The sequence below is a fragment of the Myxococcus sp. XM-1-1-1 genome (assembly GCF_020037095.1).
GTDB lineage: Bacteria > Myxococcota > Myxococcia > Myxococcales > Myxococcaceae > Myxococcus > Myxococcus fulvus.
This window is the reverse complement of record NZ_JAIQDH010000027.1, coordinates 95643-118726: the sequence shown is the minus strand read 5'-3', so window position 1 is coordinate 118726 and position 23084 is coordinate 95643. Positions and strand designations below refer to the sequence as shown.

19 protein-coding genes are annotated in these 23084 nt (G+C 70.3%); 12 read left to right on the top strand and 7 right to left on the bottom strand.

All coding sequences use genetic code 11. From position 1 onward, the window contains the following. The first annotated feature begins 73 nt into the window (after nt 1-73). The 8 genes from K8640_RS36475 to cysI all read left to right on the top strand — a co-directional run bounded on the left by K8640_RS36475 (nt 74) and on the right by cysI (nt 10157). Nucleotides 74-1297: an alpha-hydroxy acid oxidase gene (locus K8640_RS36475; RefSeq protein ID WP_223751314.1), complete on the top strand. Its 1224-nt coding sequence runs from the start codon at nt 74-76 to the stop codon at nt 1295-1297. A 490-nt stretch (nt 1298-1787) separates the two neighbouring features. Continuing rightward, nucleotides 1788-2522: a phosphoadenylyl-sulfate reductase gene (locus K8640_RS36470; protein WP_223751313.1), complete on the top strand. Its 735-nt coding sequence runs from the start codon at nt 1788-1790 to the stop codon at nt 2520-2522. 14 nt (nt 2523-2536) lie between these two features. After that, on the top strand, nt 2537-3193 hold the full coding sequence (locus tag K8640_RS36465) for a bifunctional precorrin-2 dehydrogenase/sirohydrochlorin ferrochelatase (RefSeq protein ID WP_223751312.1): 657 nt from the start codon (nt 2537-2539) through the stop codon (nt 3191-3193). Continuing rightward, complete coding sequence (gene cobA / locus K8640_RS36460; RefSeq protein ID WP_223751311.1) at nt 3190-3990, top strand: uroporphyrinogen-III C-methyltransferase; 801 nt, start codon at nt 3190-3192, stop codon at nt 3988-3990. Before K8640_RS36465 ends, cobA begins: the two co-directional genes overlap by 4 nt. Continuing rightward, nucleotides 3983-4900 carry a sulfate adenylyltransferase subunit CysD gene (gene cysD / locus K8640_RS36455; RefSeq protein ID WP_223751310.1) on the top strand — a complete coding sequence of 306 codons (918 nt, stop codon included), beginning with the start codon at nt 3983-3985 and terminating at the stop codon, nt 4898-4900. Before cobA ends, cysD begins: the two co-directional genes overlap by 8 nt. Then, nucleotides 4900-6618: a GTP-binding protein gene (locus K8640_RS36450; RefSeq protein ID WP_223751309.1), complete on the top strand. Its 1719-nt coding sequence runs from the start codon at nt 4900-4902 to the stop codon at nt 6616-6618. The genes cysD and K8640_RS36450 overlap by 1 nt, the downstream gene beginning before the upstream one ends. After that, the gene (locus tag K8640_RS36445) at nt 6615-8450 is read left to right on the top strand and encodes an assimilatory sulfite reductase (NADPH) flavoprotein subunit (protein ID WP_223751308.1); all 1836 of its coding nucleotides are present in this window, start codon (nt 6615-6617) and stop codon (nt 8448-8450) included. Before K8640_RS36450 ends, K8640_RS36445 begins: the two co-directional genes overlap by 4 nt. Nucleotides 8451-8471: 21 nt before the next feature. Next, entirely contained in the window at nt 8472-10157 is a 1686-nt protein-coding gene (gene cysI / locus K8640_RS36440) for an assimilatory sulfite reductase (NADPH) hemoprotein subunit (protein ID WP_223751307.1), read from the top strand. Nucleotides 10158-10160: 3 nt separating this feature from the next. Here cysI and K8640_RS36435 read toward each other — a convergent pair whose 3' ends face one another. The 3 genes from K8640_RS36435 to K8640_RS36425 all read right to left on the bottom strand — a co-directional run bounded on the left by K8640_RS36435 (nt 10161) and on the right by K8640_RS36425 (nt 13062). Next, entirely contained in the window at nt 10161-10739 is a 579-nt protein-coding gene (locus K8640_RS36435; protein ID WP_223751306.1) for an HD family hydrolase, read from the bottom strand. An 80-nt stretch (nt 10740-10819) separates the two neighbouring features. Next, a complete protein-coding gene (locus K8640_RS36430) occupies nt 10820-11878 on the bottom strand; it encodes an SDR family oxidoreductase (protein WP_223751305.1) in 1059 nt (352 codons plus the stop codon). Beyond that, nucleotides 11875-13062 carry an MFS transporter gene (locus tag K8640_RS36425; protein ID WP_223751304.1) on the bottom strand — a complete coding sequence of 396 codons (1188 nt, stop codon included), beginning with the start codon at nt 13060-13062 and terminating at the stop codon, nt 11875-11877. The genes K8640_RS36430 and K8640_RS36425 overlap by 4 nt, the downstream gene beginning before the upstream one ends. A gap of 106 nt (nt 13063-13168) precedes the next feature. Here K8640_RS36425 and K8640_RS36420 point away from each other — a divergent pair, with 106 nt between their 5' ends. Then, the gene (locus tag K8640_RS36420) at nt 13169-14074 is read left to right on the top strand and encodes a LysR family transcriptional regulator (RefSeq protein ID WP_141327618.1); all 906 of its coding nucleotides are present in this window, start codon (nt 13169-13171) and stop codon (nt 14072-14074) included. 9 nt (nt 14075-14083) lie between these two features. Here K8640_RS36420 and K8640_RS36415 read toward each other — a convergent pair whose 3' ends face one another. After that, nucleotides 14084-14947 carry an NAD-dependent protein deacetylase gene (locus tag K8640_RS36415; RefSeq protein ID WP_223751303.1) on the bottom strand — a complete coding sequence of 288 codons (864 nt, stop codon included), beginning with the start codon at nt 14945-14947 and terminating at the stop codon, nt 14084-14086. Between the two features lie 406 nt (nt 14948-15353). On the opposite strand from K8640_RS36415, the gene K8640_RS36410 reads away from it, so the two are divergent. Continuing rightward, nucleotides 15354-15821, top strand: coding sequence for a GNAT family N-acetyltransferase (locus K8640_RS36410; RefSeq protein ID WP_223751302.1), 468 nt, complete (start codon nt 15354-15356; stop codon nt 15819-15821). A 13-nt stretch (nt 15822-15834) separates the two neighbouring features. On the opposite strand, the gene K8640_RS36405 is transcribed toward K8640_RS36410, so the two are convergent. Then, nucleotides 15835-18093: a zinc-dependent metalloprotease gene (locus tag K8640_RS36405; protein ID WP_223751301.1), complete on the bottom strand. Its 2259-nt coding sequence runs from the start codon at nt 18091-18093 to the stop codon at nt 15835-15837. A gap of 111 nt (nt 18094-18204) precedes the next feature. On the opposite strand from K8640_RS36405, the gene K8640_RS36400 reads away from it, so the two are divergent. Further along, complete coding sequence (locus K8640_RS36400; protein ID WP_223751300.1) at nt 18205-19773, top strand: DUF1570 domain-containing protein; 1569 nt, start codon at nt 18205-18207, stop codon at nt 19771-19773. A 3-nt stretch (nt 19774-19776) separates the two neighbouring features. Here the strand turns inward: K8640_RS36400 and coaA are convergent, their stop codons facing one another. Beyond that, the gene (gene coaA / locus K8640_RS36395) at nt 19777-20727 is read right to left on the bottom strand and encodes a type I pantothenate kinase (RefSeq protein ID WP_223751299.1); all 951 of its coding nucleotides are present in this window, start codon (nt 20725-20727) and stop codon (nt 19777-19779) included. Nucleotides 20728-20794: 67 nt separating this feature from the next. After that, a complete protein-coding gene (locus K8640_RS36390) occupies nt 20795-21526 on the bottom strand; it encodes a M90 family metallopeptidase (protein ID WP_223751298.1) in 732 nt (243 codons plus the stop codon). 176 nt (nt 21527-21702) lie between these two features. On the opposite strand from K8640_RS36390, the gene K8640_RS36385 reads away from it, so the two are divergent. Beyond that, a complete protein-coding gene (locus K8640_RS36385; RefSeq protein WP_223751297.1) occupies nt 21703-23067 on the top strand; it encodes a BamA/TamA family outer membrane protein in 1365 nt (454 codons plus the stop codon). The last annotated feature ends 17 nt before the right edge of the window (nt 23068-23084 follow it).

The window sequence follows — 23084 nt, the reverse complement described above, 5'->3', positions numbered from 1 at the left end:
GTCGCCTGGGTGACGCAGTCCAAGCCAGGGCTGCTATCCTCGGAAGCGTCGTCGCTTCCCGGGAGCCCGCATCGTGAGCGTCAGCATCGAGGACCTGCGTCAGCGCGCGCGGCGGCGGCTGCCCCGGACCGTCTTCGACTATGTCGAGGGCGCCTCGGACGACGGCTTCACCGCCGACGCGAATCGACGGAGCTTCGAGCGCTATCTCTTCCGTGCCCGCTCGCTCGTGGACGTGAGCGTCATCGACCACTCCGTCACGCTCCTGGGTGAGCGGCTCGCCACGCCCATCATCCTCGGCCCCACGGGGCTCGCGGGCCTGCTCGCACCCCGTGGAGAAGAGCTGGCCGCCAGGGCCGCAGCGAGCCGCGGCGCCGTCTTCACCCTCAGCACCATGTCCATCGGGACGATTGAAGAGGTCGCCGCCGCGTCCTCCGCGCCCCTCTGGTTCCAGCTCTATGTCTGGAAGGACCGGAGCGTCACGCAGTCCCTCGTGGAGCGCGCGAAGGCCGCGGGCTACCGCGCGCTGTGCCTCACCGTGGACGTGCCCGTCATGGGCAACCGCGAGCAGGACCGGCGCAACGGCTTCACCGTCCCGCCGCGCCTGCACTTCTCCAACGTGATGGACGTGCTGCGCCACCTCGGCTGGGTGCTGCGCATGACCTCCAGCCCGCGCGCCACCTTCGGCAACTTCGTGGACCACCCCGCGCTCACCCAGGCGAACGCCGTGGGCGTGGCGCGCTTCACCAACAGCCAGTTCGACCCCGCCGTCACGTGGAAGGACGTCGAGTGGCTGCGCTCCATCTGGCCCGGCCCCCTCGTGCTCAAGGGCATCTCGTGCGCGGAGGACGCGCGCAAGGCCGTGTCGCTCGGAGTCGAGGCGCTCGTCGTGTCGAACCACGGCGGACGACAGCTCGACTTCCTCCCCGCCGCCATCGACGTGCTTCCCGAGGTCGTGGACGCCGTGGAGGGCCGCTCCGAGGTCATCCTCGATGGCGGCATCCGCCGGGGCTCGGACATCGTGAAGGCCATCGCCCTGGGCGCTCGCGCCTGCATGGTGGGCCGCCCCTTCCTCTACGGTCTGGCCGCGAACGGACAGGCCGGCGTGGAGCAGGCGTTGGACCTCCTCACCTCCGAGGTCGACCGCACGCTCGCGCTGCTGGGCCGCCCGCGGCTCTCGGAGCTGGACCGCTCGGCGCTGCGACTCGACGCCCCCGCGTCCCTGGAGCACGCCACGACGTCCACCCACCTGGGGCCACATGCCCTGCCACGACGCACGGGTGGGGCTCACGAGTCGTGAAGCGGAGCGTGGGTTGACGGCTCACCATGTCAGCCGTTAGCTTGCGCTTCGTGCTGATGCCTTCCACCTCGATGGCCGCGCCGTTCCGCCGCTGCTGTCAGGGGTGTGCCTGTTGTGCCCGCTCGGGCCTGGGCTGTTGAAGCGCGCGTCGGACGCTCCCTGAGTCCTCGTGCCTCGCCCAGCGCCACCTCGCCCCGAGGTCCGGCGCTCCCCTTCCGCACACCGCTGTTCCCCCTTCGTCGCTCCTCCATGCGCCTTGCCTTCCTCCAGCCCTCCGCCATGTCGCCGGCCCTCCAGCGGGCCCGCGCGTCCGCGTGCGCTGACGTGAAGGCCGCCTGTCGCTGTCTGGCGTGTGCGTGCGTGGTGTGTCCGCCTCCGGGCGGCCCACGAGCCTCGAGGAGTGGATAGCCGTCCCATCCATCCCCTGACCTGCTCGCGCGGCCCGCCCTCGAAAGAGGCGCGGGCCTTTTGTTTTCCCCAGGAGCCCACCGTGTCTTCCGCGCAGTCCACCTCACCCGCAATCCCCCCGCTGCTCTCGGAGGCGACCGCCCTCGGGGAAGCCTCCGCGCAGACGCTCCTCGAATGGGTGGAGCAGCGGCTCGGCTCACGCGCGGCCATCGCCTCCAGCTTCGGCGCGGAGGACATGGTCCTCATCGACCTGGCACGCAAGCACGCGCCCGGCGTGCGCGTCTTCACGCTCGACACCGGGCGGCTGCCTCCCGAGACCTACGAGCTCATCGAGGTCGTCCGCAGGCGCTACGGCGTCGAGGTGGAGACGTACTTCCCCGAGCGCGCCCAGGTGGAGGCGCTCGAGTCCGCGCGGGGCTACTTCTCCTTCCGCCAGGACCTGGCCTCACGCAAGGAGTGCTGCGCCATCCGCAAGGTCGCGCCCCTGCGTCGCGCGCTGCATGGCAGGGAGGCGTGGCTGACGGGCCTGCGCCGCGAGCAGTCCCTCAACCGCACGGACGTCTCCGTCGTCGAGCTCGATTCGGCGCATGGAGGGCTGCTCAAGCTCAACCCCCTGGCGGCGTGGAGCCGGCAGCAGGTCTGGGCCTACATCCAGGAGAACGGCGTCCCCTACAACGCGCTCCATGACCGGGGCTATCCCTCCATCGGCTGCGCGCCCTGCACCCGCGCCGTGAAGCCGTACGAAGACGAACGCGCGGGCCGCTGGTGGTGGGAGGCGCGCGAGCACAGCGAATGCGGCCTCCACCCCGTCCGATGAATCGAGGCCACACCATGACGACCGCCATTCCTGTCGACTATCCCATCTGCCTCCGCTTGGAGCGCCGCCGCGTCCTGCTCGTCGGAGGTGGTGCCGTCGCCGAGGGTCGCGCCCTGGCCCTCCTCGAGGCGGGCGCACGCCTCCAGCTCGTGGCGCCCACCGTCACGCAGACGCTCGCGAAGCTGGCCGGAGAAGGCCGGCTGGACTGGGTGCCACGCACCTATGAAGACGGAGACACGCGGGGCCACACGCTGGTGCTGACGGCCACCGATGACGCCTCGGTGAACCAGCGCATCGTCACCGAGGCGCGGGCGCGAGGGCTCTGGGTCAACACGGCGGACGAGCCGGAGCTGTGTGACTTCACGCTGCCCTCGGTGGAGCGCCGTGGTCCCATCACCGTGGCCGTGTCCACCGCCGGGCAGGCCCCCGCGCTGGCGAGGCACCTGCGACGCGTCCTCGCCGCGCACATCGCGCCCCACCACGTGCTGCTCGCGAGGCTGAGCGGGTGGCTGAGGCGGCAGCTTCCCAGGGGCCCTCGTCGCCAGCTGCTGCTCAAGCGACTGGCGGAGGGAGACCTGGGCGTGCTGCTCGCGCGCGGGGAGCAGGCGCGGGCCTTCGCGCGGCTGCGCACGGAATTGAAGCACTGGAAGTCGTCGGGGGAGCCCACATGAAGGAGTCATCGAGAGGTCGCGTGTACCTGGTGGGCGCGGGCCCGGGAGACCCGGAGCTGCTCACGCTGCGCGCCGCGCGCCTGCTGCGCGAAGCGGACACGGTGGTGCATGACCGGCTCATCCACCCCGGAGTCCTGGAGCACGCGCGTCCCCATGCGCGGCTCATCTACGTGGGCAAGGAGGGCGGAGGCGACTCCGTCCGACAGGAGGACATCCACGCCGTGCTCATCGCGCAGGCCCGGCTGGGTCGCGCCGTGGTGCGGCTCAAGGGCGGAGACCCGTTCGTCTTCGGGCGAGGCGCGGAGGAGGCGCTCGCGCTGGAGGACGCCGGCATCCCCTACGAGGTGGTGCCCGGCCTCTCCGCGGGCATCGCCGTCCCCGCCTCCGCGGCCATCCCCGTCACCCATCGGGACCTGTCCGGCGAGGTGACGTTCGCCACCGCCTTCCGCGCGGGAGGCGCGCCGGACTGGTCCTTCCTCGCACGCGCCCAGACACTGGTGCTGTTCATGGCCGGGCAGCGGCTGGAGGAGACGACCACAGCGCTCATCACCGCGGGCCGCGCGTCGACGACCCCCGCCGCGCTGGTGGAGGCAGGCACCTGGGAGCATCAACGCGTGGTGGAGGCCACGCTGGGAGACGTGGCCCGACAGGCACGGCAAGCGGGCCTTGGCTCCCCGGCGCTCCTGGTCGTGGGCGAGGTGGTCTCGCTGCGTGCGCGGCTCGCCTCACTCACCGCGCGCCGTGACTCGGCGCCGGAACAACCCCTTCCTCGTCGGGCGGAGGCCGGACATGACTGACACGACACACGCTCGCGCCACACACCTGGAGGAGCTGGAGGCGGAGAGCATCCACATCCTCCGGGAGACGGTGGCCGAGTTCGCCAACCCGGTGATGCTCTACAGCATCGGCAAGGACTCGCAGGTGCTGCTGCACCTGGCGCGCAAGGCCTTCCATCCCGCGCCCCTGCCCTTCCCCCTGCTGCACGTGGACACCACGTGGAAGTTCCGGGACATGTACACGTTCCGGGACAGCTTCGTGGCACGGCACGGGCTGAAGCTCCTGGTGCACCAGAACCGCAAGGCGCTCGCCGAGGGCATCAACCCGTTCGACCACGGCAGCCAGAAGTACACGCACGCGATGAAGACGCAGGCGCTGCTGGAGGCGCTCGCGCTGCACGGCTTCGATGCCGCCTTCGGTGGGGCCCGCCGCGACGAGGAGAAGTCCCGCGCCAAGGAGCGGGTGTTCTCGTTCCGGGACAAGCACGGCCAGTGGGACCCGCGCCGTCAGCGTCCGGAGCTGTGGAACCTCTACAACGGCCGCGTCGACGCGGGCGAGAGCATGCGCGTCTTCCCCCTGTCCAACTGGACGGAGCTGGACGTGTGGCACTACGTGCTGCGCGAGCGAATCCCCGTGGTGCCGCTCTACTTCGCCGCCGAGCGGCCCATCATCGAGCGCAACGGCACCCTGCTGATGGTGGACGACGAGCGCATGCGCCTGCGCCCCGGCGAGAAGCCCACGCCGCGCAAGGTGCGCTTCAGGACGCTGGGTTGCTACCCGCTCAGCGGCGCCATCGAGTCCTCGGCCACCACCGTGGAGGCCGTCATCCACGAGATGGTCCACGCCCGACAGTCCGAGCGCCAGGGCCGGCTCATCGACCACGACGAAGAAGGCTCCATGGAGCTGAAGAAGCGCGAGGGGTACTTCTGATGGACACCGCACTCCAGGCTCCACGCGAGCCCGACCTCCAGCGCCTGCTCGACGAGCACGCCCACCGTGCCCTGCTGCGCCTCGCGGTGGTGGGCTCGGTGGACGATGGGAAGTCCACGCTCATCGGCCGGCTCCTGTACGAATGCGATGGGCTGTTCGAGGACCAGATCTCCGCCGTGCGAAAGGCCAGCGCGAAGCGGGCCGCCGCCGCGCGCACCGAGGCACTGGCCCAGGGACTCAAGGCCGCCGCCGGCGGGGGGGACGAGGAGGAGCTGGACTTCTCCCTCTTCACCGATGGCCTGCGCGCCGAGCGTGAGCAGGGCATCACCATCGACGTCGCCTACCGCTACCTGTCCACGGCGCGCCGGAAGATCATCATCGCGGACACGCCGGGACACCTGCAGTACACGCGCAACATGGCCACGGGGGCCTCCACCGCGGACGCGGGGGTCATCCTGGTGGACGCGCGCCTGGGCGTGCTGCCGCAGACGCGGCGACATGCGTACATCGCCTCGCTGCTGGGCATCCCCTACCTCGCGGTGGCGGTGAACAAGATGGACCTGGTGGGCTACGAGCGCGCCACCTTCGAGCGCATCGGCAGCGAGCTGGCGGACTTCGCGCGCACCCTGGGCTTCGAGGGCGTGCGGCTGTTCCCCGTCAGCGCGAGCCGGGGCGACAACATCACCCGCCCCAGCGCGCACACGCCCTGGCACGAGGGCGGCACGCTCTTGAGCTGGCTGGAGTCCCTGCCGCATCAGCGCCGGCTGGACGGCGCGCCGTTCCGCTTCCCCGTGCAGTACGTGATTCGACCGCACCAGGACTATCGAGGGCTGGCGGGACAGGTCGCCTCGGGCACGGTGCGCGTGGGGGACGAGGTGCAGGTGCTCCCCTCGGGACGCAGGACCCGGGTCGAGGCCATCGACACGTTCGACGGTCCGCGCGAGGACGCCTCGGCGACCGCGTCCGTCACGCTGCGCCTCTCGGACGACGTGGACGTGAGCCGGGGCGACGTGCTCTCCCACGTGGACCAGCCGCCGCTGTCCCTGCAGCACCTGGACGCGATGCTGGTGTGGTTCGGCGAGCAGCCGCTGGATGCGACGCGCCGCTACCTGGTGAAGCAGGGCACCCGCACCACCCCCGCGCAAGTCGAGCGCGTGCTGTGGCGCAAGGAGCTGGAGGACCTGTCGGAGGCGCCCGTGGAGGCGCTCGCGCTCAACGACATCGGCCGCGTGCGACTGGTGTGCCGCCGCCCGCTCCTGTGCGACGCGTACCAGGAGAACCGTCGCACGGGCGCCTTCATCGTCATCGACGCCCTCACCCACGACACGGTGGGCGCGGGGATGGTGCTGGGCCCGGCCGAGTCCGTGTCCCGCACGGGCACGTCGCTGGTGTCCCAGGTCGAGCGTGAGCGGCGGCTGGGACAGGCCGGCGCCATCGTCCTGCTTCCCCCGACACCGGAGGCCGCGGGTCGCGCCTTCGCGCTGGAGCGCAGGCTGTTCGACCTCGGCCGCGTCGTGGCGACCGTCGCGGGCGATGTGGAGGTCGCGCTCGCCCTGTCACGCGCGGGGCTGGTGGCGCTGGTCCACGCGGACGCGCCCCAGCTTCGCCGGGTGCTGCGCGAGGAGGCCCAGGAGGCGCGGACGCAGTGGCGGGAGCTGGACGACACCGAGACCTTGGAGCAATGGGTGGAGCGCCTGACGTCGGAGGTCGGGTCATGAGCGTCTCGTCTCCAGGGAGCATGACTCCGACCCCGCCCTTCGTCGACGCGCTGCTCGGCGCGGAGCGGGGCACGCAGCTGCTGCGGCTGGTGGAGGGGTTGGATGCCTCGGCCCTGCACTGGCTGAGTGGCTACGCCGCGGGGCTCGCGACACGCGCGCCCAGCGTGCAACCGGTGACTCACGCCGCGCCACCGGCGGAACCCTCCGTCGCGCCGCTCACCATCGTCTACGGGACGCAGACGGGGAACAGCCGCCTGCTCGCGGAGCGCTTCAAGCAGCAGACGGAGCGCGCCGGGTTGCCGGTGCGCCTGGTGAGAGCCAGCGAGTATCCGGTGCGGGAGCTGGCCCGGGAGAAGCTGCTCGTGGTGGTCATCAGCACGCAGGGCGATGGAGACCCGCCCGACGACGCGCGCGGATTCTGCGAGCACCTCCTGGGCAAGCGGGCGCCCCGGTTGGAAGGGCTGCGCTACGCGGTGCTCGGGCTGGGTGACTCCAGCTATCCGAAGTTCTGCGAGGTGGGACGACAGCTCGACGAGCGACTGGCGGAGTTGGGCGCTTCACGGCTGGCGGCGCGCGCCGACTGCGACCTGGACTTCGAGCCCGTGGCCTCCGGCTGGCTGGACCAGACCCTGGAGCGCGCACGGGAAGCGCTGGAGCCTCACACGCCCGTCGTCGCCACCGTCGTTCCCTTGCGAGGCAGCTCCACGGCCCCCGTCGTCAGCAAGCAGGCTCCGTTCGCAGCGCCCGTGCTGGCCAACCAGCGAATCACGGGGCGCGGCGCGCTCAAGGACGTGCGCCACGTGGAGCTGTCGTTGGAGGGTTCGGGCCTCGAGTACACCCCGGGCGACGCGCTCGGGGTGTGGGCACCGAATGGTCCCGAGTTGGTGGAGGCGGTGCTGACCACGCTGCGCCTCGATGGCTCGGAGCCGGTGACGCGCGATGGGAAGACCTGGCCGCTCGGCCACTGGCTGACGGAGGAGTTGGAGCTGACACGGCTGAGCCGTCCATTCCTGGAGCGACAGGCCGCGCTCGGCGGCAGCGAGGAGCTCGGCGCGTTGCTGTCTCCGGGGGGCTCGGAGTCCTTCCGTGCACTGCTCCGTTCGCACCAGGTCATCGATGTGCTCCGTCAGCACCCCGCCCCCTGGAGCGCGTCGGAGCTGGTGCTCGCGTTGAGGAAGCAGACGCCTCGGCTCTACTCGATTGCGTCGAGTCCCAAGCGCGTGGGCGCGGAGGCGCACCTGACGGTGGCGGTGGTCGACTACACGGCCTTCGGCGCGCGGCACCTGGGCACGGCGTCCCACCACCTGGCCACGCGTGTGGACGGGACGGACACGGTCCGCGTCTTCGTCGAGCGCAACGAGCGCTTCCGGCTCCCGGAGGACGGCGCGCGGGACGTGGTGATGATTGGTCCGGGCACGGGAGTGGCGCCGTTCCGGGGCTTCGTCCAGGAGCGCGCGGAGACCGGCGCGAAGGGCCGCAACTGGCTCTTCTTCGGCGAGCAGCACTTCCGCACCCAGTTCCTGTACCAGACGGAGTGGTTGGAGGCGTTGAAGAAGAAGACGCTGCACCGGCTGTCGGTGGCCTTCTCGCGCGACACCGCGGAGAAGGTCTATGTGCAGCAGCGCCTGCGCGAGTCGGGCAAGGAGCTCTACGCCTGGCTGGAGGGAGGCGCGGCCATCTACGTGTGCGGCGATGCCCAGCGCATGGCGCCGGATGTCCATCAGGCACTCGTGGACATCGTCGTCGAGCACGGCGCTCGCGGCCGCGAGGACGCCGAGGACTGGTTGAAATCCCTGCGGGACGAGCGGCGCTACCTGCGTGACGTCTACTGAAGCCCGATTGCGAGCGAAGACATGAGCCCTCAGCCCAAGCCCCTCTCGGAAGTCGAACACATCAAGGCGAACAGCCGCCTGTTGCGCGGCACGCTGGCGGAGAGCCTGGCCGACCCGGTGACGGGCGCCATCGCCCCCGCCGACACCAGCGTCATCAAGTTCCATGGCAGCTATCAGCAGGACGACCGGGACGCTCGCGAGGAGCGTCGGCAGCAGAAGCTGGAGCCGGACTACAGCTTCATGTTGCGCACCCGATTGCCCGGCGGCGTGTGCACGGCGTCGCAGTGGTTGGTGATGGACGGGCTCGCGCGTGAGCACGCCAACGGGACGCTGCGCATCACCACCCGGCAGGCCTTCCAGCTGCACGGCATCCTCAAGGGAGACCTCAAGCCGACCATCGCGCGCATCAACGCGGCCCTCATCGACACGCTGGCCGCCTGCGGTGACGTCAACCGCAATGTGCTGTGCAACCCCAACCCGGTGGACACCCGGGTGCACGAGGTCGTCCACGACTGGGCGGTGCGCCTGTCCGAGCACCTGCTGCCCAAGACGCGCGCGTACCATGAGCTGTGGCTCGGAGAGGAGAAGGTGGGCGGAGGCGAGGACGAGCCGCTCTACGGCGCGACGTATCTGCCACGGAAGTTCAAGGCGGCGGTGGCGGTACCGCCGGAGAACGACGTGGACCTCTTCGCCCAGGACCTGGGCTACATCGCCATCCTCGAGGACGGAGCCTTGAAGGGCTTCAACGTCACTGTGGGCGGCGGCCTGGGGGCCACGCATGGAGACGCGAGCACGTTCCCCCGGCTCGCGGATGTCATCGGCTTCGTGGTGCCTGAGCAGATGTTGATCGTGGCGGAGGAGGTGCTGAAGATCCACCGCGACTTCGGGGACCGGGGCAATCGCAAGCGCGCGCGGCTCAAGTATGTCCTCGAAGACAAGGGTGTCGCGTGGTTCAGGGAGGAACTGGAGCGCAGGCTGGGGTTCGCGCTGGAGCCCGCGCGGCCCTTCACCTTCGAGCACAACGGGGACCGCTTCGGCTGGCGTGAGGGCCATGATGGGCGGTGGCACCTGACGCTGCACCTGGACAGCGGGCGCGTGGCGGACCGGCCTGGGGCGCCGCACCTCACGGGGCTGCGGGAGATTGCTCGCATCCACTCGGGTGACTTCCGGCTGACGCCGAACCAGAACCTCATCATCGCGGGGATTCCGCCGGAGTCGCGGGAGCGCATCGAGGCGCTCGTCCGGGCGCATGGGCTGGAGGGCTTCCGGACGGCGAGCCCGCTGAGGCGCAACGCGCTCGCGTGCGTGGCGCTGCCCACGTGTGGACTGGCGATGGCGGAGGCCGAGCGCTACCTGCCGACGTTCGTGGAGCGGGTGGAGGCGCGGTTGAAGACGCATGGCCTCCAGGACGCGAACATCCTGCTGCGAATCACCGGCTGTCCGAATGGGTGCGCGCGGCCGTACCTCGCGGAGATTGGACTCGTGGGCAAGGCACCGGGCCGTTACAACCTGCACCTGGGTGGCGACAGTCGGGGGCAGCGGCTCAATCGGCTGTACCGGGAGAACATCGACGAGGCGGCCATCCTCGACACGCTCGAGCCGCTGTTCGCCGCGTATGCGCGCGAGCGGCAACCCGGGGAGGGCTTCGGGGACTACGTGGTGCGAGCGGGACACGTGTCCGCGCCCCGAAGTCCCCAGGCCGCGTGAGACTCAGGCGCCGAACCAGCCGCGCTGGCGTGCGTCCTCGAGCCGGCCTTCCAGATAGGTCCACAGGGCGGGGCAACCCGCCTGGATGGGCGGAGCGATGCGAGCCACCACGCGGGCGTGACTGACGCCGTTCTCTCGCCAGCTCTGCCCTTCATTGGACAGGTTCAGGAGGACGGGCATGGCGCGGTCCACGGCGTTCGCATATCGGGACTCGGCGGATTCTCCCTGTTCGAACTCGCGCCACAGGGCCAGGAAGAGCGGGCCCTGGGATTCGGGCAGGATTCCGAAGATGCGCTCCACGGCCGCGAGCTCGGCCGCCTTGCGCTCCTTCCAGCCGCCCTCGACGAAGGCCAGCGTGTCACCGGTGTCGATCTCTCCCACGTCGTGCACGAGCAGCATGCGCACCACCCGGTCCATGTCGGTGCCCGCGGGTGCATAGGCGGAGAGCGAGAGGGCCAGCATCGCGAGCTGCCAGCTATGCTCCGCGGAGTTCTCGTACCGCGACAGCCCCAGCGGCTTGACCTTGCGAGTCACGCCCTTGAGCTTGTCCAGCTCCAGGATGAAATCGATAATTTGTTGCATCGGATTCTCGCCCACTGTCGTGCCTCCCGAGGCGCTCGAGTCGTCTCGGGGATTCCATCACACGTGTCGACGGTGCGCGCCTACGGGATGACCTTCATGCGTCGCAGTTCGTCGAAGAGGCGAAAGAACATGGCCTGGGTGTCGACGAATTCGTGGAAACCAAAGCGGCGCGCCTTCGTCCCGTCGGCGAACATGTCGTAGTCCCACGAGAAGACGAAGTCACCGAAGCGCCACGACGACACGTCCTGGTACGAATGCCCCGCCAGCCCGTGCTTCGCCGTCATCGCGTCCCAGAGCGGCCCCTTGTCCGCCATCACCACGTCCAGCGACATGGGCAACCCCGGCGCCGCCTCCAACCCGAAGTAGCGCGCGATGCTCGGCCACAGCTCGCTCCACCGGAACAGGTCTCCGTTGTTGATGTTGAACGCCTGATTCGCGCACCGCGGCTCCGTCGCCGCCCACACCGTGGCCTTCGCGAGCAGGCCCGCGTCCGTCATCTCCAACAGCGCATGGTACGCCCCCGGCTTCCCCGGGAACCTCAAGGGCAACCCCAGCTCCTTCGAGATGGACGCATACACCGCGAGCACCAACGCCAGGTTCATCGGATTGCCCAGCGCCACGCCTCCCACCACCGATGGACGGATGGCCGACCACGTCCACGCCTTGCCCCGCTGACGCTGCTCCAGGAAGCGCTGCTGGTCCACGTTGAACTCCGGAGGCATGTGCTCCGGGTCCGTCTCCCGCGCCGGCGTCTTGAACGGCCCCAGGTGCGCGCCATACACCTTGTAGCCCTGCATCAGGCTGACATGACGCAGCCCCGGGGCCACCGGCTCCAGCGCCTCCACGACATTCACGAGCATCGCCAGGTTCGGCGCCACCAGCTCCGCCCACGTCGGCCGGTCCTGATACGCGGCATAGAAGACGTGCGTCACCCGCCCCAGCTCCGCCAGCTTCACCCGGCAGTCCTCCGCGTCGAGCAGGTCCACCTTCACGTGCCGCACCCGCCCCGCCGACTCGCCCCCGCGTCTCGACAGGCCGATGACCTCCCAGTCTCCCAGCGACGCCATGTGCTCGATGAGGTTCTTCCCGATGACACCCTGCGCCCCCACCACGAGCGCCACCTTGTCCTGTGCATTCATTGCAGGCTCCCATGCAGCACCGCGCCGGAGCGCGGCTCACGCGACTCCATCCACAGCGCCACCAGCACGACGAGAATCGCGGACACCGGCACCAGCGCGGACACCCAGGTGATGGCTCCCAAACCCGGTCCGTCGTCGATGACGACCCCGCCGAACCACGCCCCCAGCGCATTGCCCAGATTGAACGCGCCGATGTTGAGACTCGACGCGAGGCTCTGCCCCGCCCCTCGCGCCTTCTCCAGCACCCACATCTGGAGCGGCGGCACCGTGGCGAAGGCCGCCGCGCCGAACACCCCCACCGCGATGACGGTGAGCACGCGGTCCTCCCAGACGAACGTCATCCCGAAGAGCACCACCGCCAGCACCGCGAGCGTCCCGAGAATCGACGGCACCAGCCTCCGGTCCGCCAGCTTCCCGCCCACCAGGTTCCCCACCACCAACCCGCCCCCGAAGACCAGCAGGATGGGTGACACCGCCGACGCCGAGAACCCACCCAGCCGCGTCAGCAACGGCGCGATGAAGGTGAACACGGCGAACACCCCGGCGAAGCCGAGCACCGTCGTCAACAACCCCAGCAACACCGGCCGCCGCCCCAGGGCTCGCAAGTCCGCGCGCCAATCCCCCGGCTCCTCCGGCGCGCCATCTTTCGGCACGTACACCGCAATCACCGCCACCGCGACGAGCCCGATGAGCGCCACCGCCCAGAACGTCGCGCGCCAGCCAGATGCCTGCCCCAGCCACGTCCCCAGCGGCACGCCGAGGATGTTCGCCACCGTCAGGCCGGTGAACATGATGGCGATGGCGGACGCACGCCGGTCCACCGGCACCAACCCCGTCGCCACCACGGAGCCCACGCCGAAGAAGGTCCCATGCGACAGCGCCGTCAGCACCCGGGCCGCCATCAGCGTGCCGTACGTGGGCGCCAGCGCGCAGAGCACGTTGCCCACCGTGAAGATGACCATCAATCCCAGCAGCACGTGCTTTCTGGACCAGCGTCCCGTCAGCACCGTGAGCACGGGCGCCCCGGCCACCACGCCCAGCGCGTAGCCGGAGATGAGCAGCCCCGCCGTGGAGATGGAGACGCCCAGGTCAGCGCCCACCTCCATCAACAACCCCATGATGACGAACTCCGTGACGCCGATTCCAAAGGCGCCCGCGGTCAATGCGAACAAGGCCAGCGGCATGGCTTCGTGGCCCTCCGATGAAGAAGTGGATGGGCCCTTGTATGGACGGCACGATTTCCGTGCGGTAGAGCGCCGTGCGGAACAGGACTTGTGACTTCGGCTCACCATGGCTCGACTCGACGTCAATCGCTTCGGAGAGATGGAGGTCTTCGTGAAGGTGGTGGAGCTGGGCGGCTTCTCCGCCGCGGCCCGCGCCTTCCGGATGACGCCCTCGGCGGTGAGCAAGCTGGTGGCCCGCCTGGAGCAGCGACTGGGAGCCCGCCTGGTCAACCGCTCCACCCGCGCGCTCCAGCTCACCCCGGAGGGCTGCGGCTTCTATGAGCGCAGCGTGCGCATCCTCGCCGAGCTGGAAGAGGCCGAGCGCGGCGCCGCCACGAGCGACGAGCCTCGAGGCCGCCTGCGCGTCAACACCAACGCCGCCTTCGGCCGCGTGCTGCTCATCCCCCTGCTGCCCGGCTTCCTCGCCCGTCACCCCGGCGTGTCGGTGGAATTGGTTCTGACGGACCAGCTCATCGACCTGCTCGACGAGCGCACCGACGTGGCCATCCGCCACGGCCAGCTCAAGAGCTCCCAGCTCACCTCGCGCCGCCTGGGCGAGACGCGGATGGTCATCGTCGCCTCACCGGACTACGTGAAGCGTCACGGCCTGCCCCAGTCGCCCGAGGAGCTCGGCGCCCACAACCGGCTGGGCTTCAGCTACGCGCGCGCCATCGAAGGCTGGCCCCTGAAGGAAGAGGACGCGCAGCTCGCCGTGCCGCCCATCGGCAACGTCCAGGCGAGTGACGGCGAGGCGCTGCGACAGCTCGCCCTGGCCGGCGTCGGGCTGGCGCGGCTGGCGCGCTTCCAGGTGCAGGACGACCTGGACAAGGGACACCTCGTGCCCGTGCTCGAGGCGCACAACCCCGGCGACACCGAGGCCATCCACATCCTCTTCATGAGCCAGGGAGGCCACCTGCCCTCGCGCGTGCGAGCCTTCGTGGACCACCTCACCGCCCACGTGCGCATCCCCTGACGCGCGACCTCAGGCCCGCGTCAGTCGCGAGGCGAGCCGGGGCAGCACGTCCCCCGCGCTCGCTTCGATACACAGGTCCGCCAGCTCCACGCCGCGACACTCGCCCAGGTTGAGGATGGCGATGGGTACCTGTCGCTCGGAGGCGCGCACGAGGAAGCGATAGCCGGAGTAGATGGCCAGCGACGAGCCCACCACCAGCAGCGCGTCCCCCTCCTCCAGCAACCCGAACGCATCCGCCACCGTGGGCGCGGGCACGTTGTCCCCGAAGAACACCACGTCCGGCTTCAGCGTCCCGCCGCAGCGCAGGCACGCGGGCACCCGGAAGGACTGGAGCGCCTCCGAGCTCAGCTCCGCGTCACCGTCCGGCCGCAGCTCCAGCACCTGGTGGGTGAAGTCCGGATTGAGCGACAAGAGACGCTCCTGCAGGTCGACGCGCGCCTCCTGCGCCCCGCAGTCCAGGCAGCGCACGCGGGCCAGCGCGCCGTGCAGCTCGATGATGCGCGAGCTGCCCGCGGCGTGGTGCAGCCGGTCCACGTTCTGGGTGATGAGCCCTTGGACATGGCCGCCCTGCTCCAGCGCGGCCAGCGCCTGGTGCGCGGCGTTGGGACGGGCGGCGGCGAAGCGGGGCCAGCCGAGCAGGCTGCGCGCCCAGTAGCGGGCCCGCACCTCGGGGCGCTGGAGGAACTCGCGGTGCTGGATGGGGTTGCGCGCGCGGGCGCGGGTGCCCGGGCCGCGATAGTCGGGGATGCCCGACTCCGTGCTGCACCCGGCGCCGGTGAGGACCACCGTGCGCCGTCCTCGCAGCAACGAGGCCAGCGCCTCCACGTCCTCGGCGGCTCCAGGCACGGGTGACGTCAGCGGCGATTGGCTCATGGCGGCCTACGTATAATGGCCACCCCGCCAACTTGCCCAGCCTCCCTGCCCGCCCTCCCCGCCCCAGGAGCGGGACTCCGCCCCGCCGGCCAGGCTGGCGAGCGGGCCGCCGCCCGATGAGGCCTGGAGTCCCCCAGCCGTTGCCGTGGCGAGCGAGCATCAGCTCGCCGACGTCGCCGAGTCGTTGCGATGCAGCGCGTCGGCGACACCCACGCGGTCCGCCTCGCCAGGGGCGATGAGTCGCTGCCGCCGCGCTGGCCACGCCCACACGGGTCAGCTCACCGTTGGCGCCAGGTCGACTCCATGGTCCCCGGCCACACCCGAGCGCATCGCGGGGACACCTCCGAAGAAGGCAACGCCCGGTCGACGCCGCTCCACGGGGGCCATCCGTGATAGACGCCCGCCCATGCCCAGCTGGCAATGGAAGGCGTTCGCGGAGCTGACGCTCGAGGAGCTGTACGCGGTGCTCGCGCTGCGGCAGGAGGTCTTCGTGGTGGAGCAGCGCTCCATCTACCAGGACGTCGATGGCCTGGACCCGAGCTCGCTGCACCTGCTCTCCCACGAGGGCGAGGGCCCGGAGCGCTTGCTCTGCGCGTACCTGCGCATCCTCCCGCCCGACGTGAAGTTCCCCGGCGCCGCGAGCCTGGGCCGCGTGGTGACCTCGCCGCGCGCCCGGGGACGCGGACTGGGCAGGGAGCTGACCGAGCGCGGCCTCGCGCGACTCGAGGCCCTGTACCCCGACGCCACCATCCGCATCTCCGCCCAGGACTACCTGCGCGCCTTCTACACGAGCCTCGGCTTCATCGCGGAGGGAGAGGTCTACGACGAGGACGGCATCCCTCACATCGAGATGAGCCGCCCTCCCCGTCGCTGAAGCCCCGCGCCGGCTAGTTGTTGAAGTACGGCGAGGTCGCCTGGCGAAGGAGCGCGGCCAGGTCCTCCGCCTCGAGCAGCTGCCGCCCGGAGAGGCCCGGCAGCTGAGCCTCCACCGCGAGCCGCCCCTCCCGGAGGATGGCGTAGGCCTCGAACGTCTGGACCTGCTTGAGGATCCGCACCATCACCTTCCGCGTGGCGAAGGTGCGCACACCATCCAGGTCGAGCAGGTTGGCGCGCAGCTGCGCGAGAATCAGGGGGGTCACCACCGTGTCCGTCCGGGGGGCGTTCCTCACGTAGCCACGCAGCGGCGACGCATCCAGGTAGAGCCGCTGGAACACCACGCGCGTCATGGCATCCGCCCTCGCGCCGTAGCCCGGGTCCGCCGCCAGCACCTCCGGAGCAATGGGCGCCTCCAGCCCCTGCATGGCGAGAGTCCAGGCCCGGACACGCTGGGCGGAGAGGCGGGAGGCCCTCAGGTACTGGAGGACACCGTTGAGGAGGGCGTCATCGGGACCGCGGCCACTTCCCGCCAGGTGCGCCTCCAGCGCTTGTCGATAGGCGGGACCGTAGAACAGCTCCAGCGGCGCGGGCGTCGCATCGTACCGGGTGCAGTCCGGGTCCGTGAACGAGTCCTCGTCCGTGCAGAACGGCTCCGTCGGCGGCGAGGAGGACAGGCCATACAGATAGCGGACGGCGGCGACGTCATAGGGGCCGACCGCCTCGCCCCGCAGGTCCTGCTCCGGCGCGAACGTGTACTCCATCACCGAGTTGGACGGCTTCGCGAACGAGCCCTTGAAGTTGTGCCGCAAGCCCAGCGTGTGCCCCACCTCGTGCATCACCACGACGGTGAAGAAGCGCTCCACCCGCTCCTCGGGCGAAGGCACGGGGAGCTCGTTTAGCGCGGACCCCTGCGCCCGGAGCGGACCGGAGAGGCTCGCCGCCGCGTCCGCCAGGTGCAGCTCGCACAGGTGGGAGGGCGCCATGCCGTTCCACGACAGCTGGAGGGCCTTCTCGGGCCGAGGCCTCACGGCCACCGCGGGCGCGGCCCCGGTCGGCAACGAGCCGATGACCTCGATGGCGTGGTCCAACCACGCGCTGCTGAGATACACGCTCGCGCCCAGCGTCTCGCCGGTGTTCGGGTTCGTGCGCCAGTTCGCGAACGCCGTCTCGTAGGACGGGTCCGGGTCGAAGAGGATGAAGTTCTTGTCGTCGTCCCCGAAGGACTCTCCGGGCTCGGCCATGCGCACGGTGAAGACCGTGAAGCCGAAGGCCTGGTTCCAGGACTCCACGCCCTTCTTCACCGCGCCGATGATGTCGTAGGGCAGGTAGCGAGGGTCCGCCTGGGACGTGCGCAACGTGTCGCTGATCACCCAGGTGATGGGCTTCATCCCGGGCCGGATGTTCCACTTGCCCACCAGCGTCTCGACGAGGCCACGGGTGTTGGGGACGATGCGGCTGGCGCTCTCGTAGAAGTACGCCGGCGTCGGGGGCGTCTGCATGGGCGTGAAGCCCTGGCCCTCCTGATAGCGGCGCAGCGCGACGCCCACCGTCGCGGTGACGCGGAACGTCTCGTCGGGTGAGGCCTCGAAGTCCGCATAGCCATACGCGCGTCCGGTGATGACCTTCTGGAAGGAGACCCCGTCCTTCAGCGCGCGGAAGCGCTGCGCGAACGCCAGCTCCACCGAGAACGGCGGCCCGTAGAAGGTGCGGGTGAACGCATCCATGCCCATCACCCGGTCCAGGCCCGCGGCCGGGTCGAAGAGCACGTACTGGTCCGAGCCCCGCAGGCGCGAGAAGCCAGGATGGTCCTCGATGACGGGCCACGCCTCGACGATCTCCTCGGGCTTGAAGAGCGTGCTGCGCACCTTCGTGTCGTCCACGTCGAACGCATACAACCGGCCGTTCTGCTCCTGGAAGGACACCACGCGCACGCCCAAGGAGGTGGCGCTGCTGCCGTAGAGGCTCTCCGGGGTGTGCTGCTCCAGATAGACAGACATGAACCAGCGCTTGCCCAGCTCACTTCTGCGCAGCGCCAGGTAGAAGGTGCCGGGCGAGTCGTCCTGAAGGCCCGTGGCCGCCGAGCCCAGCCCCGAGCGCAGCCGCTCGATGGAGCCCGGCTCCAGCGTCCTCGGAATGGCGACGATGGGTCCTTCCAGCGTCACCTGGGGCACCTCGGGATGGACTGCGTCAGAACATCCGGACGACACCATCCAGAGCGCGCACACCCACCCCATCAGCCCGCATCCGCGGACCTGTGTTCGAGTCGTCATGTCGCCTTCCTTTCCGGGAGACCTTCGAGGAAACGAGAGCAATCCCCACGCATATCGAAGCGCGCTACGCTGTCGGGACTTCAACCTCCAGCCCGACGAGTGTGTGTCTTCGTGTACGAGCGCTTGCGACTGTCCCTGCTGATGCTGGCGCTGTGGCTGGGCGCCTCGGGCTGCGTCATCGGCCCGCGCTTCACGCGCTGCCCCGGCGAGGGAGGGCGCGGCTGGGTGGAGCTGGACAGCGAGCACTACACGCTGCGCACGGACCTGCCTCCCGAGCAGGCTCGCGAGGCGATGGGAGAGCTGGAGCGCATGCGCATCGTGCTGCTCGCGGGCATGTGGCCCTCCGCGCTCCGACAGCCAATGGCGAAGTTGTCCGTCTACGTGCTCGCGGATTGGAAGGAGTTCAAGGGCCTCTACCCGCGCCGCGTGCAGGCGCTCTACCACCGCTCGGAGACCGAGGCGCTCATCGTCCTGTCCGGCCCACCCTCGGCGTGGGCGCGTCGCTACTCCGCCCTGTCCATGGACGCCTCCTCGCGGCTCAACCACGAGCTGGCGCACTACCTGAGCTCCTACGTCCTGCTGCGCCAGCCCCTGTGGCTCTCCGAGGGGCTCGCCGAGTACCTGGAGACCGCGCAGCTCACGGCGGACGGCAGGAGCGCCGTGCTGGGCGTCCCCAACAAAGATGCCACCTATGTGGCGGCCCGGATGCTGCGCGAATCGGTGGACAGCGCCCAGGGCGGTGGCGTGGTTCCAGGCACCCTCGCCTGGGAGCCGGGGCTGAACTTCGAGGAGCAGGACCGCGAGCTCTCCTCCATGTACGCGGGGAGCTGGGCGCTGGTGCACTGGCTCATCCACGAGCGCGCCGAGCGCTTCGCTGAATTCCAGACGCGGCTGTCCCAAGGGATGGCGCCCGACGAGGCCCTCCGCGGGGCACTGCCGGAGCTGGCGCAGGGCACGATGGACCAGACGCTCTGGGAATACCTCCGAGGGCGCCCTCCCCCGCCACGGCAGGTGGTGGTGCCACCCACGGACCTGGCCTTCGTCGAGCGAACCCTGGAGGACGCGGAGGTGCACGCCACGCGCTCGAAGCTGGCCGCGCTGGGGGCGTCGATGGCCCGGCAGGCGGCGCTCGTGAAGAACCGCCAGGTGCTGGCCCGCAAGGAGCTGGACGAGGCCCTGCGCATCGACCCCCAGGGACTCCCGGCCCTGGCGGTGAAGTCCGCCGAGGCCTCGCGCGAGGAGAGGCTCGCGCTCGCGAGGACCGCGGTGCGCGCCCACCCCGATGACAGCGGCGCGTGGCTGCTGCTCGGCGCCGCGCTGGAGTCGGACGAGGCCGCCCAGGAGGAGCGCGAGGCCGCCTACAAGAAGGCCCTCTCGCTGGAGCCGCGGAGCATCCCCGCCACGAAGGGGCTGGCGTGGCTGTACGTCACCCAGGGCCGCTCCGCGGAGGCGCTGCCCTTGGCCCAGTGGGCCGTGTCGCTGGCGCCGTGGAGCCCCTCCGCGCTGGACACCCTGGCGCTGGCGCTCGCGGGACAGGGGCGCTGCGAGGAGGCCATCCAGCTGGAGCACCGCGCGCTGGGACACCTGCGCGAGCAGCGCAGCACGGAGCAGGAGCACGTCCTGCGCGAGCGCCTGGCGAAGCTCGCCGACGGCTCCTTGTGCAAGCCCTCGCCGCCGTGACGGCTACAGCTTGCGCAGCCGCACGCGCTTGACCTTGTGGTCCGGCCCCTTGAGCAGAATGAGCCGGGCGCGCGAGCGCGTGGGCGCGATGTTCTGCGCCAGGTTGGGGCCGTTGATGTCGCCCCAGATGTTCTCCGCCATGGCCGTCGCCTGCTCGGGCGTCAGGTCCGAGAAGCGCCGGAAGTAGCTGCGCTCGTCGCGGAAGGCCGTCTGCTGCAGGCGCAGGAAGCGGTCCACGTACCAGCGGCGGATGTCCTGCTCGCTGGCGTCCACGTAGATGGAGAAGTCGAAGAAGTCCGACAGGAAGGTGTGCGGGATGCGCTGCCCGACGACGCCGGACTGCAGGACGTTGAGGCCCTCCAGGATGAGGATGTCGGGCTGGCGGATGACCTTCGCCTCCTCGGGCACCACGTCGTAGACCAGGTGCGAGTACACGGGCGCCGTCACCTCCGCGCGTCCCGCCTTGAGCTCCGCGAGCAGCCGCACCAACGCGCGCCGGTCATAGCTCTCCGGGAAGCCCTTGCGGTTCATCAGGCCGCGCTCGGTGAGGATGCGGTTGGGGAAGAGGAAGCCGTCCGTGGTGACCAGCTCCACCCGCGGGTGGTCCGGCCAGCGAGCCAAGAGCGCCTGGAGGATGCGGGCCGTGGTGCTCTTGCCCACCGCGACGCTGCCGGCGATGGCGATGATGAACGGCACCTTCTGCGTGGAGCCCCCCAGGAAGGCCTGCTGCTCGGCCCACAGCCGCTGCGCGGCCGCCACCTGGAGGTTGAGCAGCCGGGACAGCGGCAGGTAGACGTCCGAGACCTCCTCCAGGTCCAGGTGCTCGCCCAGCCCTCGCAGCCCGTCCAGGTCCTCCGTCGTGAGCGTCAGCGGCGTGGAGGCGCGCAACGCCCGCCAGGCCTCGCGCTCCAGCTCGACGAACATGGACACCGAGGGCACGGCGGCTGCGGTCATGGAGGGGCTCTTTTCCGGAGGCTGCTGGATACCGCGCCTACCACAGCGCGGCGCTCGGTGCGCGGGCTCAAGTGCCAGAGGCGGGGTCCCACCCGTAGAAACGCTTCAGCTCTTCATACAAGTCGGGGGTCTTCCTGCGCATCCGCTCGGGCCGCTCGAAGAAGTTCTCGCTGGCCACGGCGAAGAACTCCGCCTCGTTGAGGGCGCCGTAGTCATCCAGCACCTGGCGCTCGCGGGGGCGGCCCTGCTGGAGCGCGTGGAAGTGCTCGCTCATCACCGAGGCCCAGGTGCGGTAGTGCGAGTAGCTGCGCAGCTTCGGCGTGCCGTCGAAGGCGCCGTCGGCCCGGTCCAGCACGTGGGCGAACTCGTGGGTGGCGGTGTCGTGGCCGTCGTCGGGGTTCTTCAACCCGCCGAGCACCGCGGCCCAGGACAGGATGACCGAGCCCCAGTGCTTCGCCTCCCCCAGCACCACGCCGGTGCGGTCCGGCAGCAGGAAGGCGTCCGGGTAGACGATGACTTCGCGCAGCCGGTCGTAATACGACAGGTCCAGGTGCACGACGAGCTGCACGGCGGTGGCGGCCACGACGACGCGAATCTCGTCGGTGATGGCCAGGCCCCCCGCGCCGATGAACTCCTTCTCCCAGACGAAGACCTTCAGCTTCGCGAGGAAGTCCTCGCGCAGGGCGGGCGACAGCCGGGAGAAGAACGGGACATGGGCCTCCAGGTGGCCCAGCCACTCGGAGGGGAACGGCCGCCGCAGCAGACGTCGGCGTCGGAGCTGGCGAAACAGACCGGTCATCGGGACACGACCCCGGGGACGTCCCGGAGCTTCCTCGGGGGCAGGCATAGCAAATGTTCCACTGTCGTGCCTTCCCGTCACTCCGCAATCCCGATGGACCGGCGGTGGCGGTAGGGTGCGGTCCGGAGGGCTTGAGGCCGGTAGCCCCCGACGCGGTCATGGATGTGCGACGAGTCATGAGCGGACGAGTGGTGAAGTGGTGCGCGATGCTGGGACTCGCCCTGGGGGCGGGGCAGGCGGGCGCGCAGGAGCCGGGACAGGTGGTGGACGAGGTGGTGGTGCGCGGTCCGGAGAAGACGCGCCCGGAGACGGTGCAGGCGTACTCGCGCATCGACGCGGGGGACGAGCTCACCTTCGAGCAGTTGGACAAGGTGGAGCGACGGCTGCTCGCCACCGGTCTGTTCCAGGAGGTGACGGTGCGCACCGAGCCCACGGGCCCGGGCCGCGTCCGCCTCATCCTGGAGGTGGAGGAGAAGGCCTCGTGGGTGGTGGCGCCCACCTTCGCGTTGTCGTCGGACAACGTGGGCGGCGGCGTGCTGTACGCGGAGAACAACCTGTGGGGCCGCAGCAAGAAGTTCGCGACCGCCGCGCAGGTGAGCACCGCGGAGAGCGGCCTGTTCGTCGGCTACCTGGACCAGAACGTCTTCGGGTTGCCGCAGCTGCGCTTCAGTCTGGAGGGCCAGCTCCGAAGCGACCGCATGGACGAGTACCAGCCGGGGGCGGGCCAGGAGGACCCGGAGGTGGTGCGCCGCACGCGCCTCAACTCGGCCTCGCTCGCCGGGGAGTTCGGCGTGATGCTCTTCGAGCGCGTGCGCGCCGCGGTGAAGTACCGGCTGATGAGCATCGACGCGAAGTCGCCGGACGCGAAGGAGGAGGTCACCACGCCCGCGTTCTCCACCGGCCCCGCGCAGCAGGACGCGTCGGTGCGGTTGATGGTGGGAATCGACACGCGGCAGAACCTGCACGCGGTGATGGAGGGCATCAACCTGGAGGCCTCCTACGAGGTGTCCAATCCCGAGGTGGGCAGCGACTTCCGCTACCGGCGCTTCGGGCTGCTGTACCGCCATGGCCTGCGCCTGTTCGAGGAGCACAACGTGGTGCTGCGCGGCGAGGCGGCCGCGGGCGTGGACCTGCCCTTCCACCAGGAGCTGGTGATGGGCGGCAACTCGCTGCGCGGCTTCGTCCACCGGCAGTTCCGCGGCGACACGCGCCTGTCGTTCACCGCCGAGTACCACTTCCCGCTCTTCACCATCCGCCAGCTGTCCTTCCGGGGCGTGGGCTTCTCCGACACGGGGCTGATGGTGTGGAGGGACTTGCCCGCCGACGGTGAGCTGCGGGACGTGAACGGGCGCGTGGTGCGCGGCTACCTGCCCGACAGCAAGAGTGGCCTGAAGGGCTCCACCTTCGCGCAGGGCGTGGGCGCGGGCCTGCGGCTGTACCTGCGCAACATCGTCCTGCCGCTGGTGGGCGTGGACGCGGCCTACGGCGTCAACTCGGGGGAGTTCCGTTTCTACCTGGTGGCGGGCGTCAGTCCGTCCTGAAGCGGACTGTCAGCCGG

Bases quoted from the DNA above. Each gene is read 5' to 3' on its own strand.
- K8640_RS36465 (WP_223751312.1), top strand. From the start codon at position 2,537: ATGACGACCGCCATTCCTGTCGACTATCCCATCTGCCTCCGCTTGGAG.
- cobA (WP_223751311.1), top strand. From the start codon at position 3,190: ATGAAGGAGTCATCGAGAGGTCGCGTGTACCTGGTGGGCGCGGGCCCG.
- cysD (WP_223751310.1), top strand. From the start codon at position 3,983: ATGACTGACACGACACACGCTCGCGCCACACACCTGGAGGAGCTGGAG.
- K8640_RS36450 (WP_223751309.1), top strand. From the start codon at position 4,900: ATGGACACCGCACTCCAGGCTCCACGCGAGCCCGACCTCCAGCGCCTG.
- K8640_RS36445 (WP_223751308.1), top strand. From the start codon at position 6,615: ATGAGCGTCTCGTCTCCAGGGAGCATGACTCCGACCCCGCCCTTCGTC.
- cysI (WP_223751307.1), top strand. From the start codon at position 8,472: ATGAGCCCTCAGCCCAAGCCCCTCTCGGAAGTCGAACACATCAAGGCG.
- K8640_RS36435 (WP_223751306.1), bottom strand. From the start codon at position 10,739: ATGCAACAAATTATCGATTTCATCCTGGAGCTGGACAAGCTCAAGGGC.
- K8640_RS36430 (WP_223751305.1), bottom strand. From the start codon at position 11,878: ATGAATGCACAGGACAAGGTGGCGCTCGTGGTGGGGGCGCAGGGTGTC.
- K8640_RS36425 (WP_223751304.1), bottom strand. From the start codon at position 13,062: ATGCCGCTGGCCTTGTTCGCATTGACCGCGGGCGCCTTTGGAATCGGC.
- K8640_RS36420 (WP_141327618.1), top strand. From the start codon at position 13,169: ATGGCTCGACTCGACGTCAATCGCTTCGGAGAGATGGAGGTCTTCGTG.
- K8640_RS36415 (WP_223751303.1), bottom strand. From the start codon at position 14,947: ATGAGCCAATCGCCGCTGACGTCACCCGTGCCTGGAGCCGCCGAGGAC.
- K8640_RS36410 (WP_223751302.1), top strand. From the start codon at position 15,354: ATGCCCAGCTGGCAATGGAAGGCGTTCGCGGAGCTGACGCTCGAGGAG.
- K8640_RS36405 (WP_223751301.1), bottom strand. From the start codon at position 18,093: ATGACGACTCGAACACAGGTCCGCGGATGCGGGCTGATGGGGTGGGTG.
- coaA (WP_223751299.1), bottom strand. From the start codon at position 20,727: ATGACCGCAGCCGCCGTGCCCTCGGTGTCCATGTTCGTCGAGCTGGAG.
- K8640_RS36390 (WP_223751298.1), bottom strand. From the start codon at position 21,526: ATGACCGGTCTGTTTCGCCAGCTCCGACGCCGACGTCTGCTGCGGCGG.
- K8640_RS36385 (WP_223751297.1), top strand. From the start codon at position 21,703: ATGAGCGGACGAGTGGTGAAGTGGTGCGCGATGCTGGGACTCGCCCTG.